A 24,112-nucleotide genomic window follows, 5' to 3' on the forward strand; every position below is an offset into this window, starting at 1 on the left:
ATGAATTAATTTCCTTGACGCAATGGTTACAAGGCTGGGAGAGGCTTCGAAATCAAAACACCATCATTTTGCCGTGGCGGCAAAAAACGCAAAAAACGTATCGGTATTGTGCATCGATATCGTGCCGGTACCGTGTTGGTATCGTGCCGATATCGTACATAACCACCGAATAAATACGCCAAAGCCACCACAACGTTACATAAACACCCTGCGAAAACCTTTAATTTTACAGCAATTAATGCGATGAAACATTATTCAGCAGCGTAATCTGCCTAGTCAGTTCTTGATACCGTTTACGGGCCGCATCATCGTGCAACCCGGCCTGTACCAGGGAGGACTGCTCAGCCCGAAGAGCGTCGATCTCGATATGGCGCAGAGCATCATTCCATTCGGCCTGCGGATCGGGCAAATCATCCTGGCTCAACAGTTCGATCGACAAGGCGCTTAGCACCTCGGCAAGATCGGAGCCCGGATCGGCGGCCTGAAGCAGTGCCCCCACATGGCGCGCCCCGCTCGCGTGAGCCAGGGCCAGTAATTCCCTGACCATTATCAGATGGGGGCCATGTTCAAGAACTTCAAGCTGCTGATCGCCCAGATTTTCCACCAAACCCGGATGCGCCAACAACAGGCGCAGCAGGCGCTTGGCCATCGGCATCACCGAATGGCGATTGGCGCCACGTCGGGTGCGGCCCGCCGGCTGAGGCTGGAATTCGCCTGCCGGCGCCGGCTCAAAATACGGTTCATCGCCCAGATCGGGCCCCGACGAGCCCGGCCACTGCGGCGATGCGCTCGGTCCGGCGCTATCGTATTCGCCCGGGAGCGGCGCTATCGTCAGCGCCGCTTTAAAAGCAGGCGCCGCGGCAAGCATCGCCGCCAGCTCTTCGGGAGTAAGCTGGACAAGACGGGCAAATTCGCGCTCAATCTGCACGCGCAACACCGTCCCTTCGGGCAAACTGGCCAGCAACGGCTTGGCTTCGTGCACACAGGCCGCACGCCCCTCGGCCTCATCCATGGCGTGGCGTGCCGCCAGCTCTTCCAGCATGAAACGCGACAAGGGCACGGCCTCGGCGGCCGAAGCGCGAAACGCCTCGGCCCCATATTCACGCACATACGAGTCTGGATCGTGCTCGGTGGGCAGAAACAGAAACCGGATCGACACATCATCACGCAACATGGGCAGGCAAACCTGCAAGGCGCGCCACGCGGCGCGGCGCCCAGCCCCATCGCCATCGAAACTGAAAATGATCTTGTCGCTTGTACGCAACAATTTCTGGATATGCTCGACCGTGGTAGCCGTGCCAAGCGTAGCCACGGCGTTCTCGACCCCTTGCTGGGCGAGGCCAACCACGTCCATATAGCCTTCGACCACCAGCACATACCCTTGGGCACGTATCCCGGCCCGCCCTTCCCACAGGCCGTATAGTTCGCGCCCCTTTGAAAACAGCGCCGTCTCGGGCGAATTCAGGTATTTGGGCTCGCCACGGCCGATAATGCGGCCTCCGAAGCCAATCAAATTGCCACGCCCATTGCGGATCGGAAACATCACGCGTTCGCGAAAGCGATCGTACCGGCGCCCGTCTTCAGACTCAATGACCAGGCCCGATTCAATCAGCAATGGATCTTCGTAGTGGGGAAAAACAGCAGCCAGCCCGCGACGGTCGGTACCTGACCAACCCAGGCCGAAACGAGCGGCAATCTGCCCGTTTAGCCCACGTTTTTTCAGGTAGGCGATCGCCGCCGCCGAAGCCTTGAGCTCGCTTAGATAGTGGCTCTGCGCCGTATCCAGTATTTGCTGGTGCCGCGAGGCTTCCTGTTTGTGGCGTTGAGTAGCGGCGCGCTGCTGCGGGCTGCGCGGCTCTTCAGGCACGGTCATGCCCGCGCCAGCCGCCAAAGACCGTACGGCCTCGGGGAAGCTCGCGCCAGTATGCTCCATCAGGAACGTAATCGCGCTGCCATGCGCGCCGCAACCAAAGCAATGGTAAAACTGCTTGGTGGGGCTAACGGTAAAAGACGGGCTTTTTTCGTTGTGAAACGGGCAAAGGCCCAGCAGATTGGCTCCGCCTTTGCGAAGCGCTACATATCGCCCGACGACATCGACAACATCAACCCGGGCGAGTAAATCCTGAACAAATGGTTCAGGGATCAATACAGACGCGGAGGCAGCTGTTGGCTGCGTATGCGCTTGTAGTGGCGTTTGACGGCCGCAGCAAGTTTGCGCTTACGCTCAGCCGTGGGCTTCTCGTAGAATTCGCGCGAACGCAGCTCGGTCAAAAGGCCGATTTTTTCAATAGTGCGCTTAAAACGGCGCAACGCCGCTTCGAAGGGCTCGTTTTCTTTCAGACGAACGATAGGCATGTAGTGTCTTAAGCCTTGCTTGTAATGGTTTAAAAATAGGGTAATAGCCAGCCAAAGAGTTTAGCATGAAACGTCTAATTGCGAACCCCTTTTCCAACCCAGGACTCAAGCTGATGGGGGCGCAGGCTGTCATAGTCTTCGAACGGCTGGTGAATCCACGGATTGGTGGGGAGCTTGTCGACAAAATAATCAGGCGTAGCCTTGGAATGGCCCTTCCACCACAGAACCGCACTTTTAAGCTCGGTAATGGATGGAAACTGCTCCCGCAGGTGCTCGCCGACCCGGGTAAAGGTCAGGCCGGTGTCGACCATGTCGTCAACCAGCAGCACCCGCCCCTCGAGGGTGCCACGGGTAATGGTGATGAATTGAGCAATATCCAGTTGACCCTGCTGGGTGCCGGCCGCCTCCCGATAGCTGCTGGTAGCCAGAATACCCAGGGGTAGATCGAAAATACGCGACAACACATCGCCCACCCGCACACCGCCGCGCGCCAGACAGACGATATTGTCGAATCGCCAACCCGCCTCGTGTATAGTCAAGGCCAAACGCTCGATCAAGCTATGGTATTGATCCCAGCTGACCCAGAGGTCGCGATCGGTGCTTGGTGGCAAACTCATTTCAATAACTCCTGTGGTGCATGTAGCGACCGATACATTTTTGTAGTGGCACCCCTTGTGGGTGCCATATCGTTCAAAAACATACCCGTATTTGATTGTAGCGGCAGCCTTTGTGACTGCCATACCTGTATCCGTAATTACCGTCTTGATTGTTAACGATTTTGGCACCCACAAGGGGTGCCACTACATTAGCAGCGGGTAGGCGTCAGCCGTTGTACGGATGGCGCAGCACAATGGTTTCCAATCGGTCGGGGCCGGTGGAAACCATATCGATGGGCACTTCGCACAAGACGGAAATACGCTCCAGATAGCGGCGCGCATTAATGGGCAGCTTGTCGTATTCGGTAATGCCTACCGTCGACTCGGACCAGCCGGCCAGCTCTTCGAGCACGGGTTCCGCTTCGGCCGCAGCGCTTGCCCCGTAAGGAAGAACGTCGAGGAATTCCCCGCGATAGCGGTAGCCCACGCCGATCTTGATTTCGGAAATGCCGTCGAGCACGTCCAGTTTGGTGATGCATAGCCCCGAAATGCCGTTAATCATGACTGAACGCTTCATGGCGGCCGCGTCGAACCAGCCGCAGCGCCGCGGGCGCCCCGTGACGGATCCGAATTCTTTCCCGACCGACGCCAATTGCGCCCCGGTGTCGTCGAGCAGTTCGCTGGGGAAAGGCCCGGAACCCACTCGCGTGGCATAGGCCTTGGCGATGCCCAGCACATAGTGCAAGGATTGCGGCCCAATGCCCGAGCCGGCGGCGGCTGCCCCGGCAACGCAATTACTGCTGGTTACGTAGGGGTAAGTGCCGTGGTCGACGTCGAGCATTGCGCCCTGCGCACCTTCAAACAGCAGGTTATGGCCCGATTTCTGGGCGATATGCAGGTTATTGGATACGTCGGCCACCATGGGCTCGATCGCCGGCGCAAGCGCCATCGCCTTATCGCGCACTTCGTCGGCCGATATGGCCTTGGCGCCCAGGTATTGAGTCAGTACGAAATTGTGATAATCCAGCACCTCGGCCAGTTTGGCATCGAAAGCGGCCGGATCGTAGAGGTCCTGCACGCGCAGGGCGCGGCGCGCTATTTTATCTTCGTAAGCCGGGCCGATCCCCCGGCCGGTCGTACCGATCTTGCCATCGCCCTTGCGCGCTTCGCGCGCCTGATCGACCGCTATGTGATAAGGCAGAATCAATGGGCACGCGGGTGAAATTTGCAGGCGCGACCGCACGTTGATGCCGGCTTGTTCGAGTTCGGCTATTTCGTTCAGGAGCGCTTCGGGCGAAAGCACCACACCGTTGCCGATATAGCAGGTTACGTTGGGGTGCATAATGCCCGACGGAATCAGGCGCAGTATGGTTTTTTTGCCGTTGATCCACAAGGTATGGCCCGCATTGTGCCCGCCCTGGAACCGAACGACGCCCTGAGCCGACTCAGCCAGCCAGTCGACAATTTTTCCCTTGCCCTCGTCACCCCACTGCGTGCCGATCACTACAATATTCTTGCTCATGTTACGTATCAAAAAAGTTTTAGTCCGAAAGAAAGACTAAAAAGGGTTCACACCACACGATAAATCCAGCCCGCGGTTAAATCGCTCGTACCTTCCATGCTCCGCCGTCGAGTGCCAATTCCCGATCGACGGTAAATTCATCCAAATGCTGTGCCTGGCCCGGCAGGGCCTGCACCACAATTTCGCCCGAATCGCGCAGCGCCCGCAATGCATCCAGCAGCAACGAGTCGGTGCCCCATGGAGCGCGAATGGCCCGGGCAACAGGCGGCGGCTCGAGTCCCGACGAAAGCTTGCGCAAATCGAGACTGAAACCGGTCGCAGGCCGGGCGCGGCCAAAAGCCTTGCCTATGCCGTCGTAGCGGCCGCCTTTAACCAGCGCATCGTGCCAGCCGTCGGCATAAATGGAAAACACGGCCCCCGAATGATAGCCATAGCCGCTACCCATATCGGCCAGGTCGATGCCAAGCTCGCGATCGGGCAAAGCGCCCATCAGCGTTTCAAGGCTGGCCAACGCCGCCTGCACCGCCGGCAAGGCGGGCAGGACGCGCCGCGCCCGGGCGACGACCTCGGGGCCGCCGTACAAAGACACCAGCGTCAATAATGCCTGCAAGCTGGCCTCTTGCATATCGGGTAAACGCTTAGCCAATTCGATCAGACCAGGGGTGTCTTTGCTGCTGAGCAGGTCGTAAATATCGTCGGCCACGCCCGGCAACGCCGGGTCGGCCTGAATAATGGCATGCACGACACCCGGATGGTTCAAGTCCAGCCGGGCGTGGCTTACCCCGGCGCGTTCCACGCTCTGGAAGGCCAGCTGGATGATTTCGATGTCGGCCTCGACGCCGGCGTGGCCGAATAATTCGGCGCCTATCTGCAACAGCTCGCGATCGGACAACAGGCCCGAAGGGCGGGCATGCAAGACGGTGCCGCAATAGCAAAGGCGGGTAACGCCGTCGCGATTGAGCAAATGCGCGTCAATGCGCGACACCTGCGGGGTCATGTCCGCCCTCACGCCTAGGGTGCGGCCCGATAGCTGGTCGACCAGCTTGCAGGTGCGCAGATTCAGATCGCCCCCCGTGCCCGTAAGCAAGGAGTCGAGGTACTCCACCAGGGGGGGAGCCACCAGTTCGAACCCATAGGTACGGTACAGGTCGAGTAAATCGCGCCGCAGTTCTTCAATGCGGCGCGCCTCGGCGGGGAGAATATCAGCCAGGTTCTCTGGCAACAGCCATTTGGACATTGGTGCGAGTGGAAAAAGCTTTGGAAATTTTGTAGCGGCACCCCTTGTGGATACCATTTTTCATGCATATATGGCACCCACAAGGGGTGCCGCTACAAACCAGACAAACAAAGAAAAAGCGACTGGAGGCGTAAGCCCGCCCGGTCGCTTGCGGCAATAATCAGTTAACTTACAGGCTATTGTACCCTGTTGTTGTACCCCGCCCAAATGGCGAATCGGCGTTTTGTCGCAGATTCGCCATAGGCGCGGCCCATCATGGCGTAGTAGGTTTAGCGCCCGCGGCCGAATTCCAGTACTTGAAAAACTCGGATTTGGGGCTCAGTACCAGCACATCGCTCGCCTTGGAGAAGGCCGCGCGATAGGCTTCAAGGCTTTTGTAAAAGCTGAAGAATTTGGGATTCTTGCCATAGGCCTCGGAATAAATCGAGTTGGCGCGGGCGTCCCCCTCACCCTTGATGCCCTGCGCCTGGGCGTAAGCCTTGGCCAGGACTTCCTGACGTTCACGGTCGGCCTGGGCGCGAATCTTCTCGCTGTCGGCGGCGCCGGTAGCACGCAAGCTGTTGGCTACCTGTGTGCGCGCGGCCTCCATGCGGCGATAGACCGATTCGGAAATTTCAGGGGCGAACTCGATGCGGCGCAGGCGCACATCGACGACTTGCACGCCCAGCGGCTTGGCGCGCGCCTCGACGTTGCTGAGCACCTCTTCCATGATCTTGTCGCGTTCGGTGGATACCACCTCTTTTACCGTGCGAACGTTCACCGAGGCATTCAAGGCATCGCGAATTTGCGCCTGCAGGCGCTCTTGCGCCGCGCGGTCATTCACGCCAAAAGTGACGTAGAACATGCGCGGGTCGGCAATGCGCCATTTAACGAATGAGTCGATCAGCAGGTTTTTCTTTTCAGCCGTCTGGATGCGTTCGGGTTCCGTCGCCTCGATGGTTTGCAAGCGCTTATCGAGAAACACCACATTTTCAAACGGCGGAGGCAGCTTGAAATACAAACCCGGTTGAGTGATGGTTTCGCGTACTTTGCCCAAGGCAAAAAGCAAGGCCGAGTCGCGCTCGCGCACCACAAACACGCAGGATGAAAGAACCGCCAACACGATCACCAGACCGATCAGCACAGGGATAATTCGTTGCATAGTGGCCTCCGGTTAGCGTGCGTAGCGGTTGATCGACAAGGAATCCCGCAATGGCGCGGGTAATCCCATTGGACCGGACTGCGTTGCGGGCACGGCAGACTTGGGAGCCTTGGGGGCAGGAGCGGGAGCCGGCGTGTCGGCAGCCGCAGCCGCCGTTGAACCCGTATTGCCCGGTGTAACCCGGGCCACCTGCTGCATGATTTTGTCCAGCGGCAAGTACAAAAGGTTGTTGCCCGATTGAGTATCCACCATAACTTTGCTGCTGCTCTCGAAAATGTCCTGCATGGTTGCCAGGTACAAGCGCTCGCGCAGAATATCGGGCGCTTTGGCGTACTCGGCTTCAATGCTGTTGAAGCGCGCGGCATCGCCCTTGGCATCGCCCTCGACCTTGGCGCGATAACCTTCGGCCTCTTGGACAAGCCGCGCGGCCTGCCCCTGCGCCTCGGGCAAGACCTTGCTGGCGTAGGCATTGCCTTCGTTGATTTGACGCTCGCGATCCTGCCCGGCTTTCACCGCGTCGTCAAACGCGGCCTGCACCTGTTCGGGCGGCTGCACGTTCTGGATGGCCACGGTACTGATTTGAATGCCGGTTTGATATCGATCGAGAATACTTTGTGTGAGCTTCTGCACGTCCGTTGCCACCTCGGTGCGGCCCGAGTACAGAATGACGTCCATGGGCTTTTTCCCCACGACTTCACGCATGGCGGTTTCAGCCACCTGGCGCACAGACTGATCGGGGTGAGTGGTTTTGAACAAGTAATCGGGTGCGCCGTTGGTCATTAGGCGATACTGCACCACAAACTGCACATCGACGATATTTTCATCGTTGGTGAGCATCAGCGATTCCGGCAGGATTTTATTGCGTGCGTTACCGCGAAACCCGACCTCGAAGGTGCGCAGTTGCGAAATATTGACCATTTGATGGCTTTCAATCGGATACGGCAGGCGCCACTGCAGGCCAGGACCCAGGGTGGATTTGTATTTGCCAAACTTGGTCACAACCGCCACCTGGCCTTCCTGCACAATAAGAAAGCCGCTGGCCAGCCACAGACCCAGGACAATAATCACCCCTACGGCAATCGCCTTGGGCAGGCTCTTGGGATTGGGCATGAACGCACCCCCGCCGCCGCCATTGCCACCGCCGTTATTGCCGCCTCGCTTGGCCTTGCGCCCGAAAAACGCGCCGAGGCGATTATTGAAATCGCGCCAGACCTCTTCGAGATCGGGTGGGCCGTCGCCCTTGCCCGGGCGACGCGGAGGCTCGGAACCGTTATTATTGTTACGCCCCCAGCCGGGATCATTCAAGCTAAACATTTTAGATATTAAACGCATTATTTCCCGCGATTTGATCTGACTCGACGATGGCCGTACGCAAGCCATCCAAGCCAATACGCCTTAGGGCGCTTACGAAGACTCGCGCAATGGTACCATGTTCATCCCGTTCGATCCTGGGCTCGAACCCAGCATCGTCGATCTTGTTATACACCAAAATCCGCGCAACCTTGTCGGCGCCTATATCGACCAGCACCTTGTCCACCTCGGCGATTTGTTCGTCGCGCTGCGGGCTGGATGCATCAATAACGTGCAACAACAGGTCGGCCTGCACCGTTTCTTCCAGCGTCGCCCTGAACGCCGCAATCAAGGTAGGCGGCAAATCGCGGATGAACCCCACCGTGTCGGAAATGACCACCTGGCCCGCCCCTTCGATCCAGACGCGGCGCGTAGTCGTATCGAGCGTGGCAAACAACTGGTCGGCGGCATAAGAGTCCGTGCGCGCAAGCGCATTGAACAAGGTCGATTTCCCCGCGTTCGTATAACCCACCAGCGACACCGACAAGGCACCGCCCCGGGCACGCGAACGGCGCTGCGTTGTGCGCTGGCGCTGCAGGCGCTCGAGGCGCTCACGCAGCAGACGCACCTTGTCGCCGATCAGGCGACGGTCCATTTCGAGCTGGGCTTCGCCCGGGCCGCGCATCCCTATGCCCCCGCGCTGACGCTCCAGGTGGGACCACATGCGCGTCAGTCGCGTGGAAAGGTGCTGCAACTGAGCCAGTTCGACTTGCACCTTGCCTTCGTGGCTCTTGGCGCGCAAGGCGAAAATGTCGAGAATCAGCACAACCCGGTCGACCACACGGCGATTCAAGCCGCGTTCAAGGTTGCGCTGCTGGGCAGGAGTCAGGGGCTGGTCGAAAAGAACTATTTCGGCTTCACTCTCATCGGCGATCAGGATAGCTTCCTGCAACTTGCCCGACCCGATGAAATGCGCGGCATCGGGTCGCTGGCGACGCGCAACCAGGGTTGCGACGACCTCGGCGCCGGCGCCCCGGGCCAGCATGGCGAACTCGTCGGCATGCGCCTGGAAATCCGGGCGCCCGAAATCTACATTGATGATCAAAGCTTTCATGGCTGCCTGCCCATTCCGTTTCCAAAACGAAATGCCCGCCTGCGTTTATGGGAACGCGGCGGGCGTTTCGAAAACGGAACGAACGACGAATTATTCAGCGGGTTCATCCACCTGGAACGTGACTGGGCGAGCCGGCACCACCGTGGAGATAGCGTGCTTGTATACCATCTGCGTAACTGTGTTACGCAATAAAACAACGTACTGATCAAAAGATTCTACCTGCCCCTGCAGTTTGATTCCGTTGACCAGGTAAATAGACACGGGCACGTGATCCTTGCGTAATGCGTTCAGAAATGGATCTTGTAGTGTTTGCCCTTTATTGCTCATTGGCGAGGCTCCGATTATGTTGTTATTTAAACAAAAACTTAAAGTGCTACTTTACAGGGTTTTCCCGCAAGACGCCATTCGGCACGGACGGTGAAAATCAAATATATCAACCACCACGGCCAAGCGCATTAAGGATTTCAGCCAGGACATCACATAGACGCTCGCAATCGCCAGGAGTTCCCACCGTAATACGTAAAAACTGCTCAATACGGGCCTGTTTGAAGTGACGTACCAAAATGGCGCGTTCACGCAAAGCCAAATGAAGGCTGGTCGCCGAGTGATCGGGGTGACGCGCAAAAACGAAATTGGTCTGGGACGGCAAAACCTGAAAGCCCAGCGTTATCAGGCGCCCGACGAGCTGTTCGCGGGCCGCCATCACGGCGTGGCGCATCTGATCAAAATAGGCCGTGTCCTGTATGGCCGCCAGCGCGCCGGCCTGGGCCACGCTATCGAGAGGATAAGAATTGAAACTGTCCTTGATGCGCAGCAAACCCTCCACGATCTGGGGGCTGGCCAACGCGTAGCCCACGCGCAAGCCCGCCAGGGCGCGCGACTTGGACAGGGTGTGGACCAAAACCAGATTGTCGTAGCGGCCCAGCAGGGGCGCGGCTGTTTGCGCGCCAAAATCCACATAGGCTTCGTCAACCACCACGGCCGAATCCGGGTTGGCCGCCAGAATCTGTTCAACTTCGGCCCGCGTCAGCGCTATTCCCGTGGGAGCATTCGGATTGGCAAAAATGATACCCGCCGGCACCGTGGCGCGCGGGGTGGTGTAATCGGCGACCCGGATCGAAAAGTCATCGGCCAGCGGAATGAATTCGTGGGGAATCTGATAAAAACGGCAATAAACGGGATAAAAGCTATAGCCCACATCGGGCATCAACACTATCCGGCCCGCCTTTCTGAACAGGCCATTGAACACATGCGCCAGGACTTCGTCGGAGCCATTGCCGAGAAAAACCTGATCCGCCCCGACGGCGTGCAAGCGGGCGATCGCCTCGCGCAGCGCCGTCGCCCCGAAATCGGGATAAAGACGCAGGTGATCGGTGGCCGCCGCCCTGATGGCATCGAGCGCGCGCGGCGACGGCCCATACGGATGCTCGTTGGTGTTGAGCTTGAGCAGATTGGGCCGCTTCAACTGCTCGCCGGGCACGTACGGAGCCAGGCCGGCGACTTGATCACTCCAGAATCGGCTCACTTACGACCCCTGTACGTATGGATTATGAGAAGATTTGAACTCAATGCGCAATGGCGTGCCGGCCAGCTTGAATGCAGCGCGAAACCGGGCCTCGAGGTAGCGCCGGTATGGGTCGGCAATGGCATCGAGCGCATTGCCATGGATGACGATCAGCGGCGGATTCTGGCCGCCCTGATGGGCATAGCGCATTTTAGGGCGGAAAATTCCCTTGCGCGGCGGCGGCTGTTGTTCGACCGCGGCCAGAAGTTCGCGCGTGAGCTTGGGCGTGGAGAGTTTGGCAAACGCGGCGGCATGCGCCGCATTGACCGACTTGATCAGCGCATTGACGCCCTGCCCCTTCAAGGCCGACACCGTATGCATGGTGGCAAACGACAGGAATCGCAGCTTGCGCTCGAACTCGCGCTGTATGCGCTCGCGCTGCTCGCTATCGAGGCCGTCCCACTTGTTGATGGCCACCACCAGCGCCCGCCCCGTCTCAAGCACAAAGCCGGCAATATGCGCATCCTGATCCGAGATCTCGGTTTGGGCGTCGAGCATCAGCAAAACCACATTGCAGGCCTCAATCGCCTGCAATGTCTTGATGACCGAAAATTTTTCGACTGCTTCAAACACCTTGCCGCGACGGCGCAAGCCTGCCGTATCGATCAACGTGTAGCCCACCCCGCCGCGCTCGAAATCTATTTCGATAGCGTCGCGCGTGGTGCCGGGTAAATTAAAGGCGATGACCCGCTCTTCGCCCAGCAAGGTGTTGATGAGTGTCGACTTGCCCACATTGGGGCGCCCCACAATCGCCAGTTTGATGCGATGGTTGACGGGCTCGCCGGATTCGCCAGACGCTTCCGATTCGTTCGGGACGGCAGCGGTATCGCCGGAATGCACCCGATGCGTTGCTTCGTCCAGATCAAACTGTTGCGCCGGCTGCTCGGCCGGCTCGGCTTGCGCAGCACCATCCAGATACGACAACGCCCGTTCGATCAGGTCGGCCACTCCGTCGCCATGCGAGGCTGATATCGCGTACGGTTCGCCCAGACCCAGCTCATGAAATTCAGCCGTCGCCGACCCAAAGCGCATACCTTCGGCCTTGTTGACCGCCAGATAAACCCGCCGGCTGGTGCGGCGCAACAGGCGCGCAATTTCATGATCGTGGGCATTGACGCCGGCACGTGCATCGACCAGAAAAATCACGACATCGGACTCGGCGATGGCTTGCTGAGTCTGGCGCGCCATTTCAAGCAGGATGCCGTCCTTGGCAACGGGCTCGAAGCCTCCCGTATCGACAGCGATAAAAGGATGGTCGCCCATCCGCCCCTCGCCGTAATGGCGATCGCGCGTCAAGCCGGAAAAATCGGCCACCAGCGCCGCCCGCGAACGCGTGAGGCGATTGAACAGCGTGGATTTGCCGACATTGGCGCGGCCTACCAGCGCCACGACCGGCTTGAACGCAATTTGATTCAATTGACACCAATCAAGGTCAGATTACCATTGTCCGTTTGCACCAGAACGCCGCGGCTGGTCGCCACGAGCGGCGAGGTAATGGGGTCGCTGCCCACCTGTATGCGCCCGAGCAAATGGCCATCGGTGCGCGACAGGAAATGCACGTAGCCCTGATAATCGCCCACGGCCAGCGCCTGTGGAGTAACCGCCGGCGAGGACAACTGCCGATAACGCAAGCCGGCCTGTTTCCAGACCTGATGGCCATCAGTCAGACCAAAGGCGAATACCTCGCCGCGTTGATTGGCCGCATAAGCCTGCTGCGAATCCGTTGTCATGCCGGTCGCGCTCGAAAACCGCTGTTCCCAGACGGGGCGTCCGCCTTGGGACACGTCGAAACACTTCATGCTGCCCTGATACGCAACGCCGCAAAGAAGCGACCCCTGGGTTTGCGGTGCGCCAACCACATCGCTGATGCGATCCAGGTCGCTTGCGCCTTGCCCAACCGAAACAGTGGCCTCCCACTGAACGCGGCCGGTACGCGCGTTGATCGCCATGATTTTACCGTTGGGCATCCCGGCGATAAGCAGGCCCTCAACGATAATCATGCGTATGCTGGTCTTGAGCGCCAGCGCCGGGCCCGGGCGCTGGAGGCTCCAGAGAAGTTCGCCGGAATTTTCGTCAAACGCCTGAATTCGATAATCGCTGCTGCGAACCGCTACGATTCCGGCCCCCACTGCGGGTGGAATATCGACCTGGCTGGTGGCGCGGACACGCCATTTTTCCTTGCCCTGGCCATCGAACGCAATGACCGAGCCGTCGGCCGCCCCCACCGCCGTAACCTGGCCATCGGACCCGGCACCCGCGGTCAGGGTGGTTTTGGCATTGCCTTGCCACTGAACCCGTCCCGAGGCCAGGTCCACCCTGGCCACCCCGCCATTGGCCGCGGCGGCATAAACCGAATCACCCACCACCACCGGTGCAAAACCGTAACCCCCGCCGCTGCCCACCGCCACCGTCCACGCTACGTGGGCGGAAATACCGGCCGCGTATTCGGTGAGGGGCACCGGATCGTAGCGCGGGTTCCTGTTTGAAAACAGGGAACACCCAGCCAGAGAGGCCATACTGAGCGCAAGTACCGAGCAGCGCCACGCGCGACGAACAAAGGAAGACGGCATAACGTTAAGCTCCACCCAAGGCATCTATTTTCAATTGAATGATTTGCGCAACCGGATCGGTGCCCAAACTCTTGCGTGCAGCCTCCCAGGCTGCCTTCGCTTCCGCTTTTTTCCCCTGCGCCGCAAGAATATCGCCGCGGCGATCGGCAAACAGGCCTGCAAAGGACGCCGGAGCATCCTTCACCAGCGCCAAGGCCGGATCATACTGTTTTTGTTCCAGCAATATACCCGCCAAGCGCAATTTGGCCAAAGGCACCAAGGCGGTGTCGGGACTATTTTTGATCAGCCACTCCAATTGCGTGCGTGCGCCGTCCAGATCGTGGCGGGCCTGCAAGGCATCGGCCGCCACCAGCAAACCGCGTGAGGTATAACCGGTTTTGGGGAACTCGGAGCGCAAGGTCTCGCTGGCCGCCTTGATGCGGGCGACCGCGTCGCTGCCCTGCTCTCCGGTGGCGGTTTCGAGGGCCTCGAAGTAACTCATGGCCTGCGCGGCCTGATGCCCCTGGTACCACTGCCAACCACGCCAGCCCACGACGGCCGCCACCGCGACAAACAGCAGCGCGGCGCACAAAGTGCCATAGCGATCCCACCAGGCGCGCAACGCATCCAGTTTTTCCTGTTCTTCTAAATCGTATGCCATGCCTTAAACCTTTAATTTCAATTCAGTAACCAGACGCTCAAGCGGTATCGTCTCTTGTTGCACCCGCGTCTCCAGCGACTGGGCCCGTAGCCATTTAATACTCGCCGTGCCCGAGCTTAGCTCGTCGGCACCCAGAATAACCGCAACCGCTGCCCCACTGGCATCGGCGCGCTTGAATTGCGACTTGAAGCTGCCCGAACCCGCATGCACGATCACGCGCAGCCCCTCGTCGCGCAGTTGCTCGGCCACGCGGCATGCCCGGCGCTGGGCGTCGTCGGATTGATGGATCATGTAAACCTGGCATTCGGCCTGCGCCGACGATTCACCGGCCTGATCGCATAAATCGAGCAGGCGCTCCATGCCGATCGCAAAACCCACCGCAGGCGCCGGCTTGCCCCCCAGTAAATCGATCAGGCCATCGTAGCGGCCCCCGCCGCAGACTGTACCCTGGGCTCCCAGGCGATCCGTGACCCATTCAAAAACCGTCAGATTGTAATAGTCCAGGCCGCGAACCAGCCGCGGGTTCATGCGGTAGGCAATACCGGCGTCGTCAAGCCGATGGCAAACGCCGTCGAAATGCGCCCGCGACGCCTCCCCCAGAAAATCGAACAAAGGCGGCGCGTTATTGGCCATATCCTGCATGGCCGGATTCTTGCTATCCAGAACCCGCAAGGGATTGGTGTGCATCCTGCGCGTGGCCTCGCCGTCGAGCACATCCCGATGCTGCTCAAGATACTGTATCAGCGCGCTGCGGTGAGCGGCACGCTCGTCGGCCTGGCCCAGGGAGTTGAGCTCAAGGCGGATATCGGGCAGCCCCAAAATGGCCCACAGGCGGTTCAGCATCACGATCAGCTCGGCATCGATATCGGGGCCGGCAAACCCCAGAGCCTCGACGTCGATCTGATGGAACTGGCGATATCGGCCGCGCTGCGGCTTCTCACGGCGAAACACGGGCCCCATGGCATACACGCGATGCGCACGGTCGTACAGCATATTGTGCTCAATGGTGGCACGCACCATGCCCGCCGTAAATTCGGGGCGCATGGTCAACGCCTCGTCGCTGAGCGCATCGGTAAATGAATACATTTCCTTTTCGACGATATCGGTCACCTCGCCGATGCCGCGTGCAAACAAGCGGGTGTATTCGAGCACCGGAGTGCGCATATTGCGATAGCCATAACTGGCCAGCCAAGTACGCACGGTTTGTTCGAGCTGCTCCCACGGGGCGCTGGCATCGGGCAACACATCTTTCATGCCAGTCAGTGCGTGGACCTTTTGAAACGACTGCGTCATAAACTCTCTGTGATTAAAGCGGGACAAAAAGGGGAAGGCGGGCGTGTTCAATGCGCAACGGGCGCACCATAACGACGCTCGACGTATTGCTCGACGATGGCGGCGAACTCGCGCGCAATCGAATCGCCCTTGAGGGTAACGGTGCGCACGCCATCGACGAACACCGGCGCGGCGGGAACTTCGCCCGTGCCGGGCAGACTGATGCCGATATCCGCGTGGCGGCTTTCGCCCGGGCCGTTGACCACACACCCCATGACGGCCACATTCATGGACTCGACGCCGGGATAGCGCGTTTTCCACACGGGCATTTGCTCTCGCAAGTAGGTCTGGATATTGTCGGCCAGCTCCTGGAACAGAGTGCTGCTGGTGCGTCCGCAACCCGGGCAGGCAACGACCATGGGCGTAAAGGCGCGCAAACCCATGGTTTGCAGGATTTCCTGCGCCACAACCACTTCCCGGCTGCGGTCGCCTCCGGGTTCAGGAGTCAGTGAAATTCGAATCGTGTCGCCGATGCCCTCTTGCAGCAGCACGGCCAGCGCAGCGGTCGATGCAACGATACCCTTGCTGCCCATGCCGGCTTCGGTCAGGCCCAGGTGCAAGGGATAATCGCAACGCGAAGACAGATCACGATAGACCGTGATCAGATCCTGTACATGGCTGACCTTGCACGACAGCACGATCGCATTGGACGACAGGCCGAGCTCCTGGGCACGTTCGGCGTTGCTGATGGCCGATATGACCAGCGCGTCGCGCATCACCGCCTGGGCGTCTCGCGGCGCCGCCTGATGGCTATTTTCATCCATCATGCGCGCCAGCAGTTCGTGATCGAGGCTGCCCCAGTTCACGCCTATGCGCACGGGCTTCTCGTTGCGGCACGCCACTTCGATCATTTGCGCAAAATTATCATCGCGCCTTTTGCCGCCCCCCATATTGCCCGGGTTGATACGATATTTGGACAGCGTCTGGGCGCACCCCGGAAACTGCGACAGGAGTTTGTGTCCGTTGTAGTGAAAGTCGCCCACCAGCGGCACGTTGACACCCATACGGTCCAGTTGCTCGCGAATCGCCGGAACCGCCTGGGCCGCCTCGGGAGTGTTGACCGTAATACGCACCAGCTCGGAACCCGCCTGTGCCAGCGCCCTGACCTGGGCTGCGGTCGCGCGCGCATCGGCCGTATCGGTATTGGTCATGGACTGCACCGCAACGGCCGCCCCGCCGCCAATCTGCACCGAATGGCCTTGCCAACTGACCAAGGCTGCGCGGGTGGTGCGTCGGGGCGCTACGCCCACCGGCAATGCCGCGGTGGCTCGATGAGTTGCGTTAGTGTCTTGGATCATTTTTTCAGGGACCTGAGCCAATCGAAGACCAGCCATGAGTCGGGAACCCAGCCGCGTTCAATTGCGTAAAAGGCGGCGACAATCAGCAGGATCAGGATAATGATGAGCCATCCCCACGATCGATGAACGGGGTCGTTCTGCAAGGAGACGTCGGCTGCGCCAAGCGTTGCGGGGCTGCTGACCGCAACGGGCCTGGCTCCGGTTGAACCTACCTGGCTGTCGAGCATCGACACCAGCGCGTCTGTGTTCGTTTCCAGAAAACGGCCGTAATTCCTGACCAGGCCGCGCAAGGACACACCGGTGGGCAGGCTATCCCATTGCTCGGATTCAATGGCCTCGATCTGACGGCCGGAATATTTCAGGCGAGCCGAAACCTCGCCCAAGGAAAGCTCCTTGGCCTCGCGCAAAGCCTTAAGCGTAGCACCCAGGCCCATAGGCGCGATCGCCACCGGGGCCGACTCGACTTCGTTACGTAAGGGTTGAATCATCTTCATTCCTCTGTGATGGCGATGGTCGCGCGGTGGGGCAAACGTTCGTTGATGCGCGTGCGATCCTTGACGTCTCCGGCCAACTGGCCACACGCCGCATCAATGTCATCGCCGCGAGTCTTGCGCACGGTTGTCACTATACCGGCGTCCTGCAGACGCTGCGCGAACAGACGTATGCGCGGCATGGGAGAGCGCTTCAAACCGGATTGGGCAAATGGGTTGAATGGAATCAAATTAAACTTGCAACGCACTTGTTTTGCAATAGCAATCAACTCGCTCGCCTGCTCGGGCGCATCGTTGACGCCATCGAGCATGATGTATTCGAAAGTGATGAAGTCGCGCGGCGCGTGCTCCAGATAACGGTTGCAGGCCGCCAGCAACTCGGCCAGCGGATACTTGCGGTTCAGAGGCACCAACCGGTCTCGCAAGGCATCGTTGGGGGCATGCAGCGAAACGGCCAGCGCCACCGGGCAATCCTGCCCGAGGCGATCCATCATGGGTACGACCCCCGAGGTGGACACCGTTACCCGCCGACGCGACAGGCCGTACGCATTATCGTCAATCATAAGGCGCAAGGCGCCCAGCACCTGATCGTAATTGAGCAGGGGTTCGCCCATGCCCATCATGACCACGTTGCTGATGACCCGGTCCGAGCCGCCCGCCTCGCCCACCGCGGCGGTGCGGGCGCTGGGCACATCGGCCTGGAGCACACGCCTGGCGTACCAAAGCTGACCGACGATTTCGGCTGTCGTAAGATTGCGATTGAAACCCTGGTAGCCCGTCGAACAAAACGGGCACGCCACCGTGCAGCCGGCCTGACTGGAAATGCACAAGGTGCCGCGATCGTCTTCGGGGATGAATACGGTTTCGATGGCGTTATTCTTGCCCACGTCGAACAGCCACTTCCGGGTGCCGTCGCTCGAACGCTGTTCGACCGAAACAGGCGGCGCGGAAATATAACAATGCGCCGCAAGCTGCTGACGGAATTCGCGCGCCAGATCCGTCATGTCGTCGAAGCCGCTTACCCCGCGCTGGTGTACCCAGCGCTGCAGCTGCCTGGCGCGAAACGGCTTGCCGCCCCACTGGCCGACCAACTCGACGAGTTTGGTGCTATCTAGCCCCAAGAGATTGACAGGTTCGACGGACGACATGAGTATTGCGCGCTGAATAGGCGAAAAGGAAACGACGATTAACGGGTGTGAATATTGCTTTCGGGAAAGAAGAAAGCAATTTCAATGGCGGCGGTGTCAGCCGCATCGGAGCCGTGCACGGCGTTGGCATCGATGCTATCGGCAAAATCGGCGCGGATGGTGCCGGGCGCCGCTTTTTTGGGGTCGGTCGCGCCCATCAGGTCACGGTTCTTCAGAATGGCGTTATCGCCTTCCAGAACCTGGACGAACACCGGGCCGGAAATCATGAAATCAACCAGATCTTTGTAAAACGGGCGGGCCTTGTGCACCGCATAGAAACGCTCGGCTTCTGCGCGCGACAGCTGTTTGAGCGTGGCGGCAATCACTTTAAGGTTGGCTTTCTCGAAACGGGCTACGATTTGACCAATAACATTTTTGGCTACCGCATCGGGTTTAATGATGGACAGGGTGCGTTCAATCGCCATGTAAACTCCAGAATATAAATAAAAATTGCGACCAGGCATTGCGGCCCAGCTATGATCTTAATTGCAACCTCGGTTGCGATATTGGTTGTGATCTCTATACGGCCGCTGTACAGCCTCTATACAGCCACAGTTACGAAAATCAGTTTTTCCAATAAAAACAACAGCTTTGCTCAAGTTTTTGGGAACCAAGCATTTTAACATGCGAAAGACTCGCCGCTAAGCCCTAAAATCAAGGGCTAAAAACCACCCGATGCGCAATGCTCCGTCCGCCCTTTACCGCCGGCGGGGGGGCCACGCATTGCACCGCTTTCCTATATAGTCAAGCCTTTTGACCTACACGCACACCTGTTGACGAAGCCATTTCCTACCATGACCACGAATTCCGCTACCCCCGACGCATCCCAACTTTCCAAAAGCTTTGAACCCGCCGAAATTGAATCGCGCTGGTACAAGCAATGGGAGCGTGGCGGCTATTTCGAAGGCGGCCAGCATGTGGCCCCTGCGCCCGGACATTCCAGCCAGCCTTATGTCATCCAGTTTCCGCCCCCCAACGTGACCGGCACGCTGCACATGGGCCATGCCTTCAATCAAACGGTGATGGATGGGCTGGTGCGCTATCACCGCATGCGCGGCGACGACACCGTTTTCGTGCCAGGCACCGATCACGCCGGCATCGCAACGCAAATCGTGGTCGAGCGCCAGCTCGATGCGCAGAAAGTGTCGCGCCACGACCTGGGACGCGCGCGCTTCGTTGAAAAAGTCTGGGAATGGAAACAGAAATCGGGCAGCGCCATCACCGAACAGTTTCGCCGCCTGGGATCTTCGGCCGATTGGCAGCGTGAATACTTCACCATGGACGACAACCTGTCGCGCGGGGTGATCGAAACCTTTGTGCGGCTGCACGAACAAGGCCTGATCTATCGCGGCAAGCGCCTGGTCAACTGGGATCCGGTTCTGGGCACCGCCGTCTCCGACCTCGAGGTCGTGAGCGAAGAGGAAGACGGCTTCATGTGGGAAATCCGCTACCCGCTGGTCGACCCCCAGGGTGAACTGACGTATCTGGTGGTGGCCACCACCCGCCCCGAAACCATGCTGGGCGACGTCGCCGTGATGGTGCACCCCGAAGACGAGCGCTACGCCCACCTGATCGGAAGCCGCGTCCTGTTGCCCTTGTGCAATCGGGAAATCCCCATCATCGGCGACGATTACGTCGATCGCGAATTCGGCACCGGCGTGGTCAAAGTGACGCCCGCGCACGATTTCAACGACTACGCGGTCGGCCAGCGCCACGGGTTGGACATGATCAGCGTTCTGACGCTCGATGCCAGGATAAACGACGAGTGCCCTCCCGCCTATCGCGGCCTGGACCGCTTTGAAGCGCGTCAGAATATCGTGGCCGACCTGGACGCCCAAGGCCTGCTCAATGCCGTGCGTGCGCACAAGCTGATGGTGCCCCGCGGCGATCGAACCAACACCGTTATTGAACCTATGCTGACCGATCAATGGTTTGTCGCCATGAGCAAGCCCGCGCCGGCCGACACCATCCATCCGGGGAAAAGCATCACCGAGGTGGCCCTCGAGGTCGTAGCCGACGGGCGAGTGCGTTTCTATCCCGAAAACTGGACGACCACCTACAAGCAGTGGCTCGAGAAAATCCAGGACTGGTGCATCTCGCGCCAGCTATGGTGGGGCCATCAGATCCCGGCCTGGTACGCCGAAGACGGGCAAGTTTTCGTCGCCAGGAACGAAGAGGAAGCACGCCGCAAGGCGGCTGCGGCCGGCGTGGACGGCCCACTGGTGCGCGACCCGGACGTTCTGGACACCTGGTTCTCCTCGGCCCTCGTACCGTTTACCGATATGGGCTGGCCGGATGCCACGCCCGATCTGGCCCGCTACCTGCCCTCCAGCGTCCTGGTTACGGGCTTCGACATTATTTTCTTCTGGGTCGCACGCATGGTCATGATGAGCATGCACCTGACCGGCCAGGTGCCGTTTCGCGACGTGTACGTGCACGGCCTGGTGTGCGATATGGACGGCAAGAAAATGAGCAAGTCCAAGGGCAACACCATCGACCCGGTCGATCTGATCGACGGCATAGGGCTGCCCGACCTGCTCGCCAAACGAACCACGGGCCTGATGAACCCCAGGCAGGCGGCCAGCATCGAGAAGAAAACCCGCAAGGACTTCCCTCAGGGCTTCCCTGCCTACGGCACCGATGCCCTGCGCTTTACCATGGCCGCCTACGCCACGCTGGGCCGCAATATCAACTTCGACCTCAAACGCTGCGAGGGCTACCGCAATTTCTGCAACAAGCTCTGGAACGCCACGCGCTTTGTTCTGATGAATACCGAAGGCCATGTCCTGAACGGTGCCGACCAGGGCGAAACATCGTTTACCGACCGCTGGATCGTCAGCCAATTGCAGCGGCTCGAAGACGAAGTGCAGCGCGGCTTTGACGACTACCGCTTCGATAATATCGCCAACGCGCTGTATCGCTACGTGTGGGACGAATACTGCGACTGGTACGTGGAACTGGCCAAGGTGCAAATCCAGACCGGCACGCCCGCCCAGCAATTGGGCACGCGCCGCACCCTGATACGCGTGCTCGAGGCCGTGCTGCGCCTGGCGCACCCCATTATTCCCTTTATTACCGAAGAGCTCTGGCAAAAAGTGGCGCTGGCTGCCGGAAAACTGCAGCCGGGTCAGGAAACCAGTATTTCGATCCAGGCCTATCCCATTGCCCAGCCCGATCGCATCGACGAACAAGCCGAAGCGCAGGTTGCCGAACTCAAAGCCCAGGTCGAGGCGGTGCGCGCCTTGCGCGGCGAAATGAATCTGTCGCCGGCGCAACGCGTGCCCTTGATCGCCCTGGGCGAGCAGGCCATGCTGGCGCGCAACCGCGACTATCTGGCCGCGCTGGCCAAACTAAGCGAGGTCTCCGTCGTCACGCACCTGCCCGATCTGGGCGCACCGGTTCAGGTTGTGGGCGCCACGCAGTTGATGCTGCACGTGGAAATCGATGTCGCGGCCGAACGGCTGCGCCTGGGCAAGGAAATCGACCGCATCAAGGCCGAAATCGCCAAAGCGCAAGGCAAGCTGTCCAATGCCAATTTTGTCGAGCGCGCGCCCGCCGCCGTCATCGAGCAGGAAAAAGCGCGTGTCGTGCAATTTACCGACACCCTGAACAAAGTCGAAGAACAATTCAACAAGCTGGCAGAAGCCAAGCCTGCGTGATGGAAATTGCAATTTTGTAGCGGCAGCTCGTAGCGGCACCCCTCGTGGGTGCCATCCCTCTTCTGTACTGCCAACCATCTTTTGTAGTGCCACCCATCTGTTGTACTGCCGCCCATCTGTTGTACTGCCGCCCATCTGTTGTAGTGCCACCCCTTGTGGGTGGCATTTTTGATGAATGGGGCGTGGGTTATTGCAGCGATGGCAGCCACAAGGGCTGCCGCTACAAAGGTCCGCCTTATTCCGAATCTTTAGCCAGCCCGGCCAGGAACAGTTCATCCGACTTGGACAGCAGCCCGGCCAGGCGAGCCTGCACGATCAGGTCGGGGCGTCGGCGGGCGGTCAGCGCCAATGACTGCCGACGCCGCCACAAAGCAATATTGACATGATGCCCGGACAGCAATTCAGCCGGCACGGTTTGGCCCTGATAATGTTCAGGCCGCGTGTAATGAGGGCTGTCGAGCAAGCCGCCGAGCGCCACATTAAATGAATCCTGCAGCGCCGATTCGGCGTCGTTCAAGGCGCCGGGCAACAAGCGCACAACGCTGTCGATAATCGCCAAGGCGGGGATTTCGCCGCCCGACAAGACAAAGTCGCCCAGGGATACCTCCTCGGTCACACACCGATCGACAAAGCGCTGGTCGATGCCTTCGTAGCGGCCGCAAACCAGAACAGCCCCGCCCGTATCCAGCAACCGCGCCGCCATCGATTGATCGAAGCGCCGGCCGGTGGGACTCATCAGGAGAACCGGCGTGGAATCGCCAGACGCGGATTCTCCAGGCGCGGGTCCGGCCGCCATGCCTGGCACAGCCGGCTGATTCGGGACAGACACCATATCCGCCGCCTGCCGCTGCGCAAGCGCCGCTTTGACAGATTGTTCAAGAGGATCGGCCATCATGACCATGCCGGGGCCGCCGCCATAGGGGCGATCATCGACGGTGCGATGGACATCATGGGTAAAATCGCGCGGGTTCCAAAGCCCCAAGGACCACAGCCCCTGCTTGTGAGCGCGACCCGTTACGCCCTGATCGCGAACCACGCCAAACATTTCGGGAAACAGCGACACCACATCAAAGCGCACGGCCATACCCTTATTTTTTAAATCAACGGTAAACGCAAAGCGCCGGCCGCATCACTTGCACGACAAGCCACACCGACAAAACACGCGGCCGATATACAACCGGATTCAGAAATCAACAGGCCAATCGCTTTCAATGCGCTTGCCCGCAATATCGACGGCCTGGATATGCGCGCGAACAAAAGGCACCAGCACCTCCAAAGTGCGGCCATTGGTGCCTAACAACGGCGTCAGACCGCCCTGCCCGTCCAGCGCTGCGCGCCCAACACGCAACACGGCATGGGCGCCGTTGTCGGCTACTTCAAGCACCTCGCCAATCAAGCCAGGCTGCCCCTGATGCTGGCCAAAAAGGCGGCAGCCTATCAGATCGATCCAGTAATATTCATCATCGGCCGAGGGAGGAAACAGGCGGCGCGAAACCCAGACCGTATGGCCTTTGAGCGCCTCAGCCCCGTTACGGTCCGGTGCCAGATCAAGCTGCGCCACCACCGTGGTGCCCTGCGTGCGGCACTCCAACACCCGCACCGCTCGCGCATATGACGAAGCGCCCGCATCCCCCAAAACGGGAACGGGCGCTTTTAACCACCAACCTTTGGCCGCAAGCAAGACCTCGGCCTGTGCCGAATGCGGGACAATCTTGACCCAGCCTTTTATGCCGTACGCCGACACGATCCGCCCCAACTCGATAAGATCCTCGGGCGCACCCTTGTCTTGAGTATCAGGCATAGCGTCAATCAAGCGCCAGAATACGGCACATCGTCACGCTTGGCGCTTGCTTTACGCAGCCGCTTTGGCGGAGAATTCTTTGACCAAACGCGTAACAGCTAGCGAAATCTGTGCACCATTGTCGGCCCAGTATTGAACACGGTCCAAAGCCAAACGCAGGTTTTCCTGGCCTTCATTGGCTACAGGGTTGTAAAACCCCACGCGTTCAATAAAACGGCCATCGCGACGATTACGCGAATCGGCTGCTACAACGTTGTAAAACGGACGCTTCTTCGAGCCGCCACGGGCTAGACGAATCACAACCATTGGTAATCC

The 24,112-nt window shown here is 59.5% G+C and carries 22 protein-coding genes; 1 reads left to right on the forward strand and 21 read right to left on the reverse strand.

The features are described 5' to 3' along the window. Positions 1-235 precede the first annotated feature (235 nt). The 18 genes from dnaG to ndk form a co-directional block, all read right to left on the reverse strand. A complete protein-coding gene (gene dnaG / locus EDC26_RS13315; protein ID WP_132583397.1) occupies positions 236-2,146 on the reverse strand; it encodes a DNA primase in 1,911 nt (636 codons plus the stop codon). Further along, the gene (rpsU, locus tag EDC26_RS13320) at positions 2,143-2,355 is read right to left on the reverse strand and encodes a 30S ribosomal protein S21 (RefSeq protein ID WP_132583400.1); all 213 of its coding nucleotides are present in this window, start codon (positions 2,353-2,355) and stop codon (positions 2,143-2,145) included. The genes dnaG and rpsU overlap by 4 nt, the downstream gene beginning before the upstream one ends. A 74-nt stretch (positions 2,356-2,429) precedes the next feature. Beyond that, the gene (locus EDC26_RS13325) at positions 2,430-2,972 is read right to left on the reverse strand and encodes a phosphoribosyltransferase (RefSeq protein WP_132583402.1); all 543 of its coding nucleotides are present in this window, start codon (positions 2,970-2,972) and stop codon (positions 2,430-2,432) included. A gap of 205 nt (positions 2,973-3,177) precedes the next feature. Beyond that, a complete protein-coding gene (locus tag EDC26_RS13330) occupies positions 3,178-4,473 on the reverse strand; it encodes an adenylosuccinate synthase (RefSeq protein ID WP_165931029.1) in 1,296 nt (431 codons plus the stop codon). Positions 4,474-4,549: 76 nt separating this feature from the next. Next, positions 4,550-5,710, reverse strand: coding sequence for an ATP phosphoribosyltransferase regulatory subunit (locus EDC26_RS13335; RefSeq protein ID WP_132583406.1), 1,161 nt, complete (start codon positions 5,708-5,710; stop codon positions 4,550-4,552). Positions 5,711-5,963: 253 nt separating this feature from the next. Beyond that, positions 5,964-6,851: a protease modulator HflC gene (gene hflC / locus EDC26_RS13340; protein ID WP_132583408.1), complete on the reverse strand. Its 888-nt coding sequence runs from the start codon at positions 6,849-6,851 to the stop codon at positions 5,964-5,966. 12 nt (positions 6,852-6,863) lie between these two features. After that, entirely contained in the window at positions 6,864-8,183 is a 1,320-nt protein-coding gene (hflK, locus tag EDC26_RS13345; protein WP_132583410.1) for an FtsH protease activity modulator HflK, read from the reverse strand. After that, the gene (gene hflX / locus EDC26_RS13350) at positions 8,167-9,255 is read right to left on the reverse strand and encodes a GTPase HflX (protein WP_132583412.1); all 1,089 of its coding nucleotides are present in this window, start codon (positions 9,253-9,255) and stop codon (positions 8,167-8,169) included. The genes hflK and hflX overlap by 17 nt, the downstream gene beginning before the upstream one ends. Positions 9,256-9,345: 90 nt before the next feature. Continuing rightward, complete coding sequence (gene hfq / locus EDC26_RS13355) at positions 9,346-9,582, reverse strand: RNA chaperone Hfq (RefSeq protein WP_132583414.1); 237 nt, start codon at positions 9,580-9,582, stop codon at positions 9,346-9,348. A 106-nt stretch (positions 9,583-9,688) separates the two neighbouring features. Continuing rightward, complete coding sequence (hisC, locus tag EDC26_RS13360) at positions 9,689-10,780, reverse strand: histidinol-phosphate transaminase (protein WP_132583416.1); 1,092 nt, start codon at positions 10,778-10,780, stop codon at positions 9,689-9,691. Further along, positions 10,781-12,226: a ribosome biogenesis GTPase Der gene (der, locus tag EDC26_RS13365; protein ID WP_132583499.1), complete on the reverse strand. Its 1,446-nt coding sequence runs from the start codon at positions 12,224-12,226 to the stop codon at positions 10,781-10,783. A gap of 5 nt (positions 12,227-12,231) precedes the next feature. Continuing rightward, positions 12,232-13,389 carry an outer membrane protein assembly factor BamB gene (gene bamB, locus EDC26_RS13370; RefSeq protein ID WP_132583418.1) on the reverse strand — a complete coding sequence of 386 codons (1,158 nt, stop codon included), beginning with the start codon at positions 13,387-13,389 and terminating at the stop codon, positions 12,232-12,234. Between the two features lie 4 nt (positions 13,390-13,393). Beyond that, positions 13,394-14,029: a tetratricopeptide repeat protein gene (locus EDC26_RS13375; protein ID WP_132583420.1), complete on the reverse strand. Its 636-nt coding sequence runs from the start codon at positions 14,027-14,029 to the stop codon at positions 13,394-13,396. A gap of 3 nt (positions 14,030-14,032) precedes the next feature. Next, the gene (gene hisS, locus EDC26_RS13380; RefSeq protein WP_132583422.1) at positions 14,033-15,322 is read right to left on the reverse strand and encodes a histidine--tRNA ligase; all 1,290 of its coding nucleotides are present in this window, start codon (positions 15,320-15,322) and stop codon (positions 14,033-14,035) included. Positions 15,323-15,369: 47 nt separating this feature from the next. Then, positions 15,370-16,659: a flavodoxin-dependent (E)-4-hydroxy-3-methylbut-2-enyl-diphosphate synthase gene (ispG, locus tag EDC26_RS13385; protein WP_132583424.1), complete on the reverse strand. Its 1,290-nt coding sequence runs from the start codon at positions 16,657-16,659 to the stop codon at positions 15,370-15,372. Then, entirely contained in the window at positions 16,656-17,147 is a 492-nt protein-coding gene (locus EDC26_RS13390) for a helix-turn-helix domain-containing protein (RefSeq protein ID WP_132583426.1), read from the reverse strand. The genes ispG and EDC26_RS13390 overlap by 4 nt, the downstream gene beginning before the upstream one ends. A 2-nt stretch (positions 17,148-17,149) precedes the next feature. Next, complete coding sequence (gene rlmN / locus EDC26_RS13395) at positions 17,150-18,298, reverse strand: dual-specificity RNA methyltransferase RlmN (protein ID WP_132583428.1); 1,149 nt, start codon at positions 18,296-18,298, stop codon at positions 17,150-17,152. A gap of 38 nt (positions 18,299-18,336) precedes the next feature. Continuing rightward, positions 18,337-18,762, reverse strand: coding sequence for a nucleoside-diphosphate kinase (ndk, locus tag EDC26_RS13400; RefSeq protein WP_132583430.1), 426 nt, complete (start codon positions 18,760-18,762; stop codon positions 18,337-18,339). A gap of 369 nt (positions 18,763-19,131) precedes the next feature. Between ndk and EDC26_RS13405 the strand changes: the two genes are divergently transcribed. Further along, positions 19,132-21,996 (forward strand): valine--tRNA ligase, encoded by a 2,865-nt coding sequence (locus EDC26_RS13405; protein ID WP_132583432.1) that lies wholly within the window; start codon positions 19,132-19,134, stop codon positions 21,994-21,996. Positions 21,997-22,231: 235 nt separating this feature from the next. Here the strand turns inward: EDC26_RS13405 and trmD are convergent, their stop codons facing one another. From trmD to rpsP, 3 genes are all read right to left on the reverse strand, one after another. Further along, positions 22,232-23,074 carry a tRNA (guanosine(37)-N1)-methyltransferase TrmD gene (trmD, locus tag EDC26_RS13410; protein ID WP_132583501.1) on the reverse strand — a complete coding sequence of 281 codons (843 nt, stop codon included), beginning with the start codon at positions 23,072-23,074 and terminating at the stop codon, positions 22,232-22,234. 105 nt (positions 23,075-23,179) lie between these two features. Further along, positions 23,180-23,797 carry a ribosome maturation factor RimM gene (rimM, locus tag EDC26_RS13415; protein ID WP_132583434.1) on the reverse strand — a complete coding sequence of 206 codons (618 nt, stop codon included), beginning with the start codon at positions 23,795-23,797 and terminating at the stop codon, positions 23,180-23,182. Between the two features lie 51 nt (positions 23,798-23,848). After that, positions 23,849-24,103, reverse strand: a complete 255-nt coding sequence (gene rpsP / locus EDC26_RS13420) for a 30S ribosomal protein S16 (protein ID WP_132583436.1) — start codon at positions 24,101-24,103, stop codon at positions 23,849-23,851. Between the last annotated feature and the right edge of the window lie 9 nt (positions 24,104-24,112).

Source organism: Paralcaligenes ureilyticus (assembly GCF_004346225.1).
Lineage (GTDB): Bacteria > Pseudomonadota > Gammaproteobacteria > Burkholderiales > Burkholderiaceae_B > Paralcaligenes > Paralcaligenes ureilyticus.